Annotated in this window: 10 protein-coding genes and 1 pseudogene; 5 read left to right on the top strand and 6 right to left on the bottom strand. The window is 75.0% G+C overall.

The features are described 5' to 3' along the window. Together L1885_RS14380 and L1885_RS14385 are read left to right on the top strand one after the other, a co-directional pair. Positions 1-884, top strand: an 884-nt coding sequence (locus tag L1885_RS14380) for a PucR family transcriptional regulator (protein WP_235797488.1), incomplete at its 5' end; no start/stop codon positions are given. 159 nt (positions 885-1,043) lie between these two features. Next, positions 1,044-1,835: a hypothetical protein gene (locus tag L1885_RS14385; protein ID WP_235797495.1), complete on the top strand. Its 792-nt coding sequence runs from the start codon at positions 1,044-1,046 to the stop codon at positions 1,833-1,835. Here L1885_RS14385 and L1885_RS14390 read toward each other — a convergent pair. From L1885_RS14390 to L1885_RS29190, 3 genes are all read right to left on the bottom strand, one after another. Further along, a complete protein-coding gene (locus tag L1885_RS14390) occupies positions 1,813-3,684 on the bottom strand; it encodes an ABC transporter ATP-binding protein (RefSeq protein WP_235797489.1) in 1,872 nt (623 codons plus the stop codon). The genes L1885_RS14385 and L1885_RS14390 overlap by 23 nt on opposite strands. Further along, on the bottom strand, positions 3,681-5,576 hold the full coding sequence (locus tag L1885_RS14395) for an ABC transporter transmembrane domain-containing protein (protein WP_235797490.1): 1,896 nt from the start codon (positions 5,574-5,576) through the stop codon (positions 3,681-3,683). The genes L1885_RS14390 and L1885_RS14395 overlap by 4 nt, the downstream gene beginning before the upstream one ends. Positions 5,577-5,827: 251 nt before the next feature. After that, positions 5,828-6,754 (bottom strand): GntR family transcriptional regulator, encoded by a 927-nt coding sequence (locus tag L1885_RS29190; protein ID WP_372481944.1) that lies wholly within the window; start codon positions 6,752-6,754, stop codon positions 5,828-5,830. A 234-nt stretch (positions 6,755-6,988) separates the two neighbouring features. On the opposite strand from L1885_RS29190, the gene L1885_RS14405 reads away from it, so the two are divergent. From L1885_RS14405 to L1885_RS28900, 3 genes are all read left to right on the top strand, one after another. Further along, positions 6,989-7,843, top strand: a complete 855-nt coding sequence (locus L1885_RS14405; protein ID WP_235797492.1) for a (2Fe-2S)-binding protein — start codon at positions 6,989-6,991, stop codon at positions 7,841-7,843. A 279-nt stretch (positions 7,844-8,122) separates the two neighbouring features. After that, complete coding sequence (locus L1885_RS14410) at positions 8,123-9,184, top strand: DUF2637 domain-containing protein (protein ID WP_235797493.1); 1,062 nt, start codon at positions 8,123-8,125, stop codon at positions 9,182-9,184. Positions 9,185-9,333: 149 nt separating this feature from the next. Beyond that, entirely contained in the window at positions 9,334-9,462 is a 129-nt protein-coding gene (locus L1885_RS28900) for a hypothetical protein (protein ID WP_268984088.1), read from the top strand. A gap of 85 nt (positions 9,463-9,547) precedes the next feature. On the opposite strand, the gene L1885_RS14415 is transcribed toward L1885_RS28900, so the two are convergent. The 3 genes and pseudogenes from L1885_RS14415 to L1885_RS14425 form a co-directional block, all read right to left on the bottom strand. Further along, positions 9,548-11,290 (bottom strand): pyruvate dehydrogenase, encoded by a 1,743-nt coding sequence (locus tag L1885_RS14415; RefSeq protein WP_235797494.1) that lies wholly within the window; start codon positions 11,288-11,290, stop codon positions 9,548-9,550. 54 nt (positions 11,291-11,344) lie between these two features. Further along, positions 11,345-11,812, bottom strand: coding sequence for a hypothetical protein (locus tag L1885_RS14420; RefSeq protein WP_505016777.1), 468 nt, complete (start codon positions 11,810-11,812; stop codon positions 11,345-11,347). 226 nt (positions 11,813-12,038) lie between these two features. After that, positions 12,039-12,164: pseudogene (locus tag L1885_RS14425) on the bottom strand (DUF1345 domain-containing protein); the annotation flags it as partial.

Below are 12,164 nucleotides of genomic sequence, written 5' to 3' on the forward strand. Positions count from 1 at the left end.
TGCTGCCCGGGGGCGCCGGCGCGCCGGACTGGCAGATCGTCGTGGCGGGGCTGGAGTGGTCCGGCCCGCGTCCCGGGGCGGGCAGCCCCGACGTCCTGCGGTCCGTCCTGGAGGAGGTCCTCGCGACGCCCGGCGCGGCCGGCGCTCCGGTGGCCGACCGGATCGCGGTGGCCCACACGGGCGACGAGGCGGTGGCCCTCGTGCCGCTGGAGCCCGGCCCCGCCCCGCGAGGGGCGGCGGAAGAGGCTCGTGGGGCGGCGGGGAGCACCCCGGCCGTCGACGGCTCCGCGACCGCCACCGGGACGGCTCGGGATGCCGGGGAGGCAGGGGAACTCGCCGCGCCCGGAGCCCCGCAGGGCGACGCCGGCGCGAACACCGCACGCGGGCGGGGCCTGTTCGCGGACGAGGTCGCCGAGGCGGTGCGGGGACCGCTCGGCGCGGCACTCGACGGCGACGGCCGCCTCACGCTCGGCGTGTCGGCGGTCGTGCACTCCGCCGAGGGGCTGCGCGGCGCGCTGGAGGAGGCGCGCCACGCCCGGCGCGTCGCGGCGGCGCGCCGGGGCCGGGTCTGCGCGGCCGGCCACCACGAACTGGCCTCGCACGTCCTGCTGCTGCCGTTCGTGCCGGACGACGTGCGGCGCGCCTTCACCGCCCGCCTGCTCGACCCGCTACGCGAGTACGACGAGCGCCACCGGGCCGAACTCGTCCCGACCCTGGAGGCGTTCCTCGACTGCGACGGGTCGTGGACGCGCTGCGCGTCGCGGCTGCACCTGCACGTCAACACGCTGCGGTACCGCATCGGCAGGATCGAGCAGCTGACGGGCCGGGAGCTGGCCCGGCTGGAGGACAAGCTCGACTTCTACCTCGCGCTGCGGATGAGCTGACGCGGCGGGGCGTGCGCCGGTACCGTGTGGTGCATCCCGCGCGACCCCTAGATTGTGAAAAGTTTCACCAGAAGTATTGGCCCCGCGCCCCATCCGTGCTGAGATGCATCTCACACTCGGCTCAATGGCGCGCAAGGGGAGGGCTCCGTGGGGTATGCCGTGACGCCTGGGACGTCTGGTTCGGGAAGCACTGCAGGTGACGATCCGCTCCAGACCGCGGTGTGGCGGTTGCGCTCGCGCGGCTGCTGGGCGGACGCGGCCGAACTGCTCGCCCCGCACGCGGTGGAGGCGGGCCCCGCCCTCCAGCGCGCCTCACTGCTCGTCGAGCGCTGCCTCTACACGGGCCGCGGCTGGGCGGAGGCGGAGGACGCGCTGCGAACGGCCGAGGCCACGGCGCACGCCGACGACGAGCGCGGCGCGGCGGCGAGCGAGCGCGGCCATCTGGCCTACGTGTCCTCGCTGCTGCACGAGCACGACAGGACCGACGAGGCCCGGGCGGCCCTGGGCCGGGCGGCCGCGCTGCTGCGGCCGGACGCCCCCGGACGCGCCCTGCTCGACTTCCGCCGGGGCCTGGTGGCGGAGAACCTCTCCGACTCGCCGCAGTCCGCGCGCGGCGCGTACCTTCGCGCGCACACGGCCGCCAAGGACCACGGCGACTCGCTGCTGCTCTCGTTCACCTGGCGCCACCTCGCGGGTCTCGCGCTGCGGCAGGGCGAACTCGCGGAGGCCCGCAACGGATTCGCGGAGTCGCTGCGGCTTCGCGAGGAGCTCGGCTACCTCGTGGGCACGGCGCCCGCCCTCATGGCGCTCGCCGAGACGGAGCAGGAGCCGGAGGCGGGCCGGCTCAGAGCCGAGGCCGGGCGGCTCGTGCGGCTGCTCGGCGGTGTCCCGACCTGGCTCGCCGACAAGCTGGCGCCGCCGTTCCCGCTCAGCCCGCCGGCTCCCGCGTGACCCCGGGATCCGCGTCCGGGCCGGGTGCGCCCGGGCCGGATGCCCCGGGGACGGCCCCTTCCGGCCCCGGGGAGCGGGCCGGCGGCGGGGCCGCGCCCTCGGGCGGCGTGCCGTGCCAGGTGCGCCACAGGGCGGCGTAGGGACCGCCCGCGGCCACCAGGTCGTCGTGCGGGCCGATCTCCGTGACGCGGCCGCCGTCGAGTACGGCCACCCGGTCCGCGTCGTGGGCGGTACCCAGCCGGTGCGCGATCGCGATGACGGTGCGCCCGCTCAGGACGGCGGCGAGCGCGCGTTCGGTGAGCCGGGCGGCGGCCGGGTCGAGCAGGGCGGTGGCCTCGTCCAGGATCACGGTGTGCGGGTCGGCGAGCACGACGCGGGCGAGGGCGAGCTGCTGGGCCCGCGATCCGTCCAACTCGTACCTGCCCGCCCCGAGTGGGGTGTCGAGTCCGGCAGGCAGCTCCGCCGCCCAGGTCGCGCCGACCGCGTCGAGCGCGGCCAGCAGCCGGTCGTCGTCCGCGTCCGCGGCCGCGAGCAGCAGGTTGTCGCGCACGCTCGCCCGGAAGACGTGGTGCTCCTGGGTGACGAGGACGACGTGGCGGCGCAGCAGTTCGGGGCCGAGTTCCGCGACGGGCACGCCGCCGACCGTCACACTGCCCTCCCGGGGCCGCTCCACGCCGACGAGCAGCCTGCCGAGGGTCGACTTGCCCGCACCCGACGGGCCGACGAGCGCGAGCCGCTCGCCGGGGCGCACGCTCAGGTCCACACCGTGCAGGACGTCGGACCCGCCGGCGTCGTAAGCGAAGCGCACGCCGCTGACCTCGATGCGGTCGCCGTCGGGGACGCGGCCGCCGGCTTCGGGCGGGGCGGGTGGTGCGGCGAGTCCCTCGACCCGCGCGAAGGACGCCCGGCTCGACTGGAGGTTCTCCATCCGCTGGAGGATCGCGTCGAGCGGCGCCGACAGCTGCCGCAGGTACAGGGCGCAGGACACGACGGCGCCGAGATCGCCGGCGCCGTGCCCGACGAGCAGCCCGCCGGTCAGCAGCACGGCGACGACGGGCAGGACGTAGGAGACGTCGACGGCCGGGAAGAGGACGCTGCGCAGCGCGAGGGTGGCCTCGCGGGAGCGCAGCCACTCGGCCGCGACCGCCTCGGTCACCTCCGTGCGCCGCTCCTGCAGGCCCAGCGCCTCCACCGTACGCGCCCCGGCGGCCGTGGCGGCCAGCGTCCCGGTGAGCCGCGAGTGCGTCTCGCCCTGCGCCAGGTACGCCGCGGGTGCGCGGCGCAGGTACCAGCGGGCGGCCACGGGGATGCCGAGCAGGAACAACAGGCCGACGGCGCCCGCGAGGGGCGCCAGCACCAGGACGGCGGCCAGCAGGAACACCGTCTGGAGCACGGCGATCAGCACCTCGGGCGCCGCGTCGCGCAGGGTCGCCCCGACGACCGGCACGTCGCCGGTGCCCCGCGCCGCGAGGTCCCCGGTGCCCGCCCGCTCGACCGTGGCGGCGGGCAGGGCGAGGGCCCGGGACACGAACTGCTCCCGGATGCGCGCCGAGGTGCGCTCCCCGAAGCGGTGGCCGAGGAGCCTGCCGTAACGGGTCAGCAGGAACTGCGCGAGCGCACAGCCGGCGAGTGCGAGGGCGAGGTGGTCGACGGCGGCCGCGCCGCCTCCCGCCACCACCGTGTCGACGACCCGGCCGAGCAGCCAGGGCGCGGCGAGACCGGCCCCCGCCGCCGCCGTGTTGAGGACGAGCATCCGGACGAACGCGCGGGCGTCGGCCCGTACGAGCTCGACGGCGGCCCGCCGTACGGCGCGGGCGCCCGCGACGGGCAGCCGGGCGGGGGGCGTCATGCCGGTTCCCCGGTGTGCTCGGTGGGCGTGGGGGGCTCGGTGGCCGGGACCGGCGTGGTGGGCCCGGTGGCCGGCGTCGGCGTGGTGGGCCCGGTCGGCGTGGTGGGTTTCGCGCGCCCGGCGGTTTCGGTTCCGGCTTCGCTGTCGCGTGCCACGAGGGCGCGGTAGCCCTCGCGCGTTGCCAGCAGTTCCCGGTGGGTGCCCACCGCGGCGACCCTCCCGTCCACCACGTGGCACACGGCGTCGGCCTGCGCGAGGACGAGCGGGGAGGTGGACGTGAGTGCGGTGGTGCGGCCGGCGCGGTGGGCGCGCAGCCGTGCGGCAAGCAGCGCCTCGGTGTGCGCGTCGAGCGCCGACGTGGGCTCCGCGGCGAGCAGCACCTCGGGATCCGCGAGCAACGCCCGTACCATGCGCAGGCGCTGGCGCTGCCCGCCGGAGACGTTGCGGCCCTGCTCGGCCAGGTGGGTGTCCGTACCCGCGGGCAGCGCGTGGACGATGTCCTCGGCGGCCGCGGTGTGCAGGGCGCGCGCGAGCGCCGCCGGCGTGCGGGGCGCGCGTCCCGAGACGCTCTCGTGCAGGGGCCCGGCGAAGAGGTGTGCCTCGTTGTCGGCCAGCAGCACACGCGCGCGGACGTCGGCGAGGGGAATCGCGTCGAGCCGCCTCCCGCCCCAGGTCGCGTCCGAGGGCGCGAAGCGGCCGAGCCGGTCCAGCACCGCCGCCGTGTCCGCCTGCCGGGCGGAGGCGAGCACGGTCAGCAGGCCGGGCTCGACCACCACGCCGGACTCGGGGTCGTGCAGGGCCGCCGGAGCGGCGGGCGCCCGGCCCCGCGGCACCCCGGGGTCGGCGGTCTCCGGTTCCAGCGCGAGGAAGTCCACGACGCGGCGCGCCGCGACGAGCCCCTGGCTGAGCTGCTGCCCGCTCTCGATGACGGACGTCACGGGCACGGTCAGCACGGCGACGTACCCGTACACGGCGACCAGGCCGCCGACGCTGATGTCGCCCTGCGCCGCCAGCCGGGCGCCGAGCCAGGTCACGGCCGCGAGGAGGAGAGCGGGCCCGCCGGCCCCGGCCGCGTCGATCCAACTGGCGACGGACGCCAGGCGGTAGCCCTCGCGGAGCAACTCGCGCGAGGCGTCGCGGTGCCGCCGCTCGTACGCCTCCTTGCCGCCGAGCCCGCCCAGCACCCGCAGCCCGCCCGCGAGATCGGCCACGTGGACGGTGAGCTCGCCGCGCCGCTCGCGGTACACGGACAGGGCGGCGCGCAGCCGGCGCAGCAGCGGGACCAGGGCGAGGGCCAGCGCCGGCACCCCGACGAGCACCACCGCCGCCAGCAGGGGCGACACGGACACGAGCACCGCTGCGACGGCGAGTGTGCACATCACCGAGCCCACGCCGGGCCCCGCGATCGTCATGGTGTCGGCGATCGTCGCGACGTCCCCGATGCCGATGGCGAGCACCTCACCTGCGGTCAGCCGGCGCGGCAGCGTGGCGCCGAGCCGCACGGACTGGCGGGTCACCACCGCCACGGTGCGCAGCGCCGCGTCGTTGCGGGCCCGGGTCATCGTCCGGTGCCGCATGATCGAGAGCCAGGCGCTGACCAGCCCGACGACCAGGAGCCCGGCGGACCAGCCGAGCAGCGCCCGGTCGCTCCCGCCGCGCAGGCCGTCGTCGACGGCACGGGAGAGGAGGTAGGGCGGCAGGGCGAGGCCGGCCATCCAGACGCTGCCGAGTACGGCGCCGAGCGCGGTCCGGCGGCGCTGGCACACCACGAGCCACCACAGGAAGCGCAGGGGGCCGTGCCGGCCGGGGAACGTCGGGAGCCCGGCAAAAGCGCGGGCGGCCGGACCTGGCGTGCTCTCCTCGGCTGCCCCCTCCGGGGATGCGACGACCATGCCCGGAACCTAGCAAGCCGCCGTGCCGGTCGGCGGCCGCGGGTCGGCGGCCGGCACGCACGCGCACGGTGAAGTGGGCCCACGGGTCGGGCCTCTTGCCCCTTGACGTGGGCAGACGGATCGGGCCCCTCGTCCCTTGAAGGGGGCCCGCGGGTCCCCTTCGCCCCGTGCCGACGGCCGCGGGTCGGCGCTTCCCCGGCGTGCCGGCGGCGCCGGAGCAGCACGTCACACGACGTGCGGGAGGTTCCGGGTCAGCCCTTCGCGCCCGTGAAGTGGGCCCGCGCCAGCGCCTCCACCGCCGCGAGGTCGCGCTCGGCCAGCGCGTCGAGGAGGGCGATGTGCTCGGCGGCGTCCGTGAGGAGTCCGGCCCGCCGGGCCGCCGCGCCGCCCGCCGTCGGCCACTGGGACCTGCGGTGCAGGTCCTCGGCCACCAGCACGAGTTGCCGGTTGCCGCCGAGCGACAGCAGCGCCCGGTGGAAGGCGCGGTCCTGCTCGGCGTACGCGTGCCGGTCGCCGGCCGCCGCGGCGGCGCTGCACCGCTCGGCGGCGGGCCGCAGTTCGTGCCACCGGGGCGCCGGGTCGGCGCGTGCGAGCCGCAGCAGCACCGGCACCTCTATGAGGGCCCGCACCTCGGCCAGTTCGGCGAGCTCACCCGTGTCGCGCTCGGCGACCCGGAAGCCCCGGTTCGGCACGACCTCGACGCTGCCCTCGGCGGCGAGCCGCTGCATCGCCTCGCGCACGGGCGTCGCCGATACGCCGAAGCGCCGGCCGAGTTCGGGGGCGGAGTACACCTCGCCCGGCGCCAGGTCACCGTCGGCGAGCGCGGCGCGCAGGGCGTCCAGGGTCTGGCCGCGCAGCGAGTGGCGCCGCACCCGGGCGGGCAGCGGCGGTGCCCAGGGCGCGGCGGGGCCGCCGGGGGCGGAGCCGTCGGCGGGCTCCGGGCCGGACGCGGCACCGGACGCCGGTGCGTGTTCGAAGGGGGTCGCGGGCCGGGGGACGGACGTCCGTTCGGGCGCGGTGGGCCGGTCGCGCGGAGGTGCGGCATCGCCGCTCGCGCGCGGGTGCCCGGGGCGCGCGGCTTCCGCGCCGTCCGCGCCCCCCTCGGTGCTCCCGGCCTCCTCGCTCCCTCCGGTGTGCCCGGCCTCGGCGCCGCGGCCGTCGTCCCCGGTCCCGGCCACGCCGCCGGACCCACCCGTACGGCCGGTCCGCGGGGTGGTGCGGACGGGGAGCGCGGTGACCCAGTGCGCCCGGCGCTGCTCCACGTCCGCTCCACCTCCGGCTGCCCCCCACCCGGACGGCGGGACGGCCTCGTGCACAGCACCCTAAGCCGAGGGCGCCCGCGCGCCACACTCACCGATCTTCGGATAAGGTAAGGCTTACCTGCAATCGATCGCGATTCGGTGGTTGCCTGCATGCACCCGTCCCCCGCGCCCGCCGTCGCGCGCACCACGGCTCCCTCCTTCACCGACGCCTATGCGCGGCTGACCGAGGTCTTCCCCGCCATGCGGGTCGACGTGCGCGATCCCGGCGAACCGCCCCGCACGGACGAGGGGTGGGTGACGGCCGAGGCGCTCGCGTCGGACCCGGCCGCGCTGGAGGCCTTCCTGTCGTGGGACGAGGAGCAGATCAGGCGGGACTGGAGCAGCGAGGCGCGGCCGGACGTCGTCGCCAGTACGGCGCTGCACCGCTACGCGTGGCCCACCTGCCTGCTCGTCACCCTGCCGTGGTTCCTCCAGCGCCGGGTGCCCCGCGTACCGGCGTCGGCGGTGTCCCTGCAGCGCTCCCTCGGCCGGGTGTCGATGGCGGTGGGCGAGTTCGCCTGCCTGCCGGACGATCCCGCCGCGGCGGCGCCGGGCGCCCGGGTGGTGCCGGACGAGGAGGCACTGCGGGCGGAGGTGCGGGCCTCCGTCGCCGAGCACCTGACGCCGGTGCTGGGTGCGTTCGCCCCCCGGATGCGGCGCAGGCAGCGGGCCCTGTGGGGCATGGCGACCGACGAGGTCGTCGAGGGCCTGTGGTACATCGCCCACCTGCTGGGCGAGGAGGAGCGCGCCGTACGCGAGCTGGGACTGCTGTTCCCGGGCGGCTCGGCGCCGTACGCCGGCGCGGCCTCCTTCCGCGAACTCTCCGTGGACGACGGCCGCGTACTGCCGACCCGCGATCGCGTCACCTGCTGCCTGTTCTACACTCTGCGTCCTGACGACACGTGCGTCACATGCCCCCGCACATGTGACAGCGAGCGGGCGCGGAAACTGAGCGCCTCCGCCTGAGGGTCCGCACGGCGGTTCCTGACGGTGCGTCGATCGATCCGACAGCGCTGACGGTGCTGGTGGCGCTGACAGTGCGTCAACCCGTGTCCGGAACCACCCCGAAGGGTGATATTAATCGAACATGACAGCCGGTCATCGAACGGCAGTTCTCACTGAACACGCCTTTATGCGTATCTTGACGCCTCGTTGGCGTGCACTCGCCCCAAAGACACCTGAGGGGCACCGCGTTTGCGCCACCATGGCGCCCGTTACTTCCTCCTGCGATGCAAGGAACACCGCATGCGACTGACCGACATATCGCTGAACTGGCTGCTCCCCGGCGGCGTGCTGCTCGTCGGAATCCTGGTGGCGGTGGCCCTCATGACGCGCAAGCGCTCCGCCAAGCCCGTCTCCGAGGACTCCTGGGAACGCAGCGAGGAGCGCAGGCGCCGCAAGGAGACGGTGTACGGCATCGCCTCGTACGCCCTGCTGTTCTGCTGTGCGGCGGTGGCGGCGGCCCTGTCCTTCCACGGTCTGGTGGGCTTCGGCCAGGAGAACCTGAACCTGTCGGGCGGCTGGGAGTACCTGGTGCCGTTCGGGCTCGACGGAGCGGCGATGTTCTGCTCCGTGCTCGCCGTGCGCGAGGCCAGCCACGGCGACGCGGCCCTCGGGTCGCGCCTGCTCGTGTGGCTGTTCGCGGGCGCGGCCGCCTGGTTCAACTGGGTGCACGCACCGCGGGGCATCAGCCACGCGGGCGCGCCGCAGTTCTTCTCCGGGATGTCGCTCTCGGCCGCGATCCTCTTCGACCGCGCGCTGAAGCAGACGCGTCGCGCGGCTCTGCGCGAGCAGGGTCTGGTGCCGCGTCCGCTTCCGCAGATCCGCATCGTGCGGTGGCTGCGCGCGCCCCGCGAGACCTTCGGCGCCTGGTCGCTGATGCTCCTCGAGGGCGTCCGCACGCTGGACGAGGCCGTCGAGGAGGTCCGCGACGACAAGCGCCAGAAGGAGCAGGCCAAGTACCGCAGGCGCGAGCAGGGCAAGCTGGACCGGGCGCAGATCAAGGCGCTCAACCGGCAGCACCGCTCGTGGCCGCGCGGTGGCGGCGGCGGCCGGCAGGTCCCCGCACTGAGCGCGCCGGGCGGCCAGAGCCAGGCCGTCGCGACCACCGCGGAGCCTGCTCTAGCCGACGTACCCGAGCAGTCCGGCGGGCGTCCTCCCCTGGAGCCGGTGAAGAACACCGCCGAGACCGCCGCCCCGGCGGCGTCCCGGACGGTGGACCTCACGGCCGAGGACGACACCCAGGCGCTGCCGCGCCTGGACTCGCTGGAGCGGAAGCTGGCCGATCTGGAGCAGCAGTTCGGCTGACGGTCCTCGGCCGGTCCCGGTCGCCACGGTGACCGGGACCGGCTCACGAGAGGGCTGAACAAGAGCAAACAGAAACACACAGCAACGGGCCGATGCGGTGGTCGACACCGCGCCGGTCCGTTTGCTTAGGTGAAATTTAATGCAGATCGGTGGACGCGGAGGGGTTTCGGCCCGGCCGGCGGGCGGCTACTGTCCTCCGCATGGACACCACCTGGCTGATCGCCATGGCCGTCGTCGTCGCCACGGCGCTCGTCACCGGCTTCATCCCCGGCCGCTGAGCCGGGCGCGCCCGGACGCGCCCCGCCGGCGCCCCGGACACCCGGGCGGCCTTCCCCAGTGCGGGACGCCCCACCGCCCGCCCGCTCACAGGCGCGGGACATTGCGCAGGTTGGCGCGTGCCATCTGCACCATGCGGCCGACACCGCCGTCCAGCACGATCTTGCTCGCGGACAGGGCGAAGCCCGTCACCATCTCGGCGCTGATCTTCGGCGGGATGGACAGGGCGTTCGGGTCGGTGACGATGTCGACCAGCGCGGGCCCCTTGTGCCGGAAGGCGTCCCTGAGCGCCTTCTCCAGGTCCTTGGGCTTCTCCACCCGCACACCGTGCGCACCGGCCGCGGTGGCGATCGCCGCGAAGTCCGGGTTGTGGTTGGTGGTGCCGTACGAGGGCAGGCCCGCCACGAGCATCTCCAGCTCCACCATGCCGAGCGAGGAGTTGTTGAACAGCACGACCTTGACCGGCAGGTCGTGCTGGACGAGGGTGAGGAAGTCGCCCATCAGCATGGCGAAGCCGCCGTCGCCCGACATCGACACGATCTGCCGGCCGCGGTCGGTGAACTGCGCACCGATGGCCTGCGGCATCGCGTTGGCCATCGATCCGTGGCTGAACGAACCGATCACCCGGCGGCGCCCGTTGGGCGTCAGGTAGCGCGCGGCCCAGACGTTGCACATGCCGGTGTCGACGGTGAACACCGCGTCGTCGTCGGCGACCTCGTCGAGCACCGACGCCACGTACTCCGGGTGGATCGGCAGGTGCTTGTCCACCTTGCGCGTGTACGCCTTGACGACACCCTCCAGGGCGTCGGCGTGCTTCTTGAGCATCTTGTCGAGGAAGCGGCGGTTCTTCTTCTCCGCCACCTTCGGGATCAGCGCGCTCAGCGTCTCGCGCACGTCCCCCCACACGGCGAGGTCCAGCTTCGAGCGGCGGCCGAGGTGCTCCGGCCTGATGTCCACCTGGACGATCTTGACGTCCGTGGGCAGGAAGGCGTTGTACGGGAAGTCCGTGCCGAGCAGGATCAGCAGGTCGCACTCGTGGGTCGCCTCGTACGCGGCGCCGTAGCCGAGGAGGCCGCTCATGCCGACGTCGAACGGGTTGTCGTACTGGATCCACTCCTTGCCCCGGAGGGCGTGCCCGACGGGCGACTTGATCTTCGAAGCGAACTCCATGACCTCCGCGTGCGCCCCGGCCGTGCCGCTGCCGCAGAACAGGGTGACGCGGTCGGCGGCGTCGACCATCCGGGCCAGCCGCTCGACGTCGGTGTCGCTGGGGCGCACCGAGGGCAGGCCGGTGACGAGGGCGTGCTCCGGCGCGTGGTCCGGAGCGGGAGCCGAGGCGATGTCGCCGGGCAGCGTCACCACGCTCACGCCCTGCCGCCCGACCGCGTGCTGGATCGCGGTCTGCAGGACGCGGGGCATCTGCCGCGGGTTGGAGATCATCTCGTTGTAGTGGCTGCACTCCTCGAAGAGGGCGCTCGGATGCGTCTCCTGGAAGTAGGCGGTGCCGATCTCCGCCGACGGGATGTGGGAGGCGAGGGCCAGCACGGGCGCCATCGAGCGGTGGGCGTCGTAGAGGCCGTTGATGAGGTGAAGGTTGCCGGGACCGCAGGAGCCGGCACAGGCGGTGAGCTTCCCCGTGATCTGCGCCTCGGCGCCCGCGGCGAACGCCGCGGCCTCCTCGTGGCGGACGTGCACCCAGTCCAGGCCGGGAGTGCGCCGGATGGCGTCGACGACCGGGTTCAGGCTGTCGCCGACGACCCCGTACATGCGCTCGACGCCCGCCTTGGCGAGGATCTCGACGAACTGTTCCGCGACGTTCTGCTTGGCCATGCCTGAGCGCCTTTCCGTGACGGTGTAGGTCCATCAAACCCACGGCCGGGGCCGTTACGCCTCCCAGACGGCGACGGCCGTACGGTCGTCCGCGTACCCCTTCGCACGCAGTTGCACGTCCGCCAGGTACTCCACCAGGCCCGGCGCCTCGTAGGCGGACCAGCGCGCGCTGAGCGCGCCGGCCATGCCCGGCTCCCCCCGCAGCGGCTCGGCGAACCCGTCGCCGCACAGCAGCAGGGTGTCCCCGGCCCGCGCGGTGGACGCGTGGAAGCGGAAGGGCTGGTCGGGGGGCGGAACGGGCGCCTCGACCACCGGCGGCCGCACGGGCGGGATGCCGAAGTCGAGCGTGAGGCGCTCGTCGTCGGGGTCCTCGGCCGGCAGGCCGAGCGGCCCGGCGCCGCCCTCCGGCTCCCCCGGCCCGTCCGCGGACTGCGGCAGGCCGGGCTCCAGGTCCTCCCACTCGTGGTCCCGGAGCCGGAACAGGCCGCCGGTGCCCACGCCGAAGAACACCCGCAGCCGCACGCGGGGATCCGCCGGCAGCAGCAGGCAGCGCAGGCTCGTCGCGTACTCGGCGGGATCGAGCCCGCGTTCCGCGGCGCGGGCGCGCAGCTTGCCGTACGTGCGGTCCGTGAGCCGGTTCAGGCCGGATTTCAGGGCCTCCGCCCTGCCGTCCTTTATGTCGTCGGCGAGGCGCGCGTGGCTGCGGCAGACGGCCTCGCCGATCCATCCGCAGGCGTCCGCGGCGGCGGCGCAGGACGATCGCGCGGATCGTCGGACTGGAGACGTCGGTGTCGGAGACCTGGTAGGTCATGCCGAGGTTGTAGCTGAAGTAGAAGAAGTCCCGGTACGCGGGCGGCTCGGCGGAGTTGAAGTC

The organism is Streptomyces fuscigenes, from assembly GCF_021556455.1.
GTDB classification, from domain to species: domain Bacteria; phylum Actinomycetota; class Actinomycetes; order Streptomycetales; family Streptomycetaceae; genus Streptomyces; species Streptomyces fuscigenes.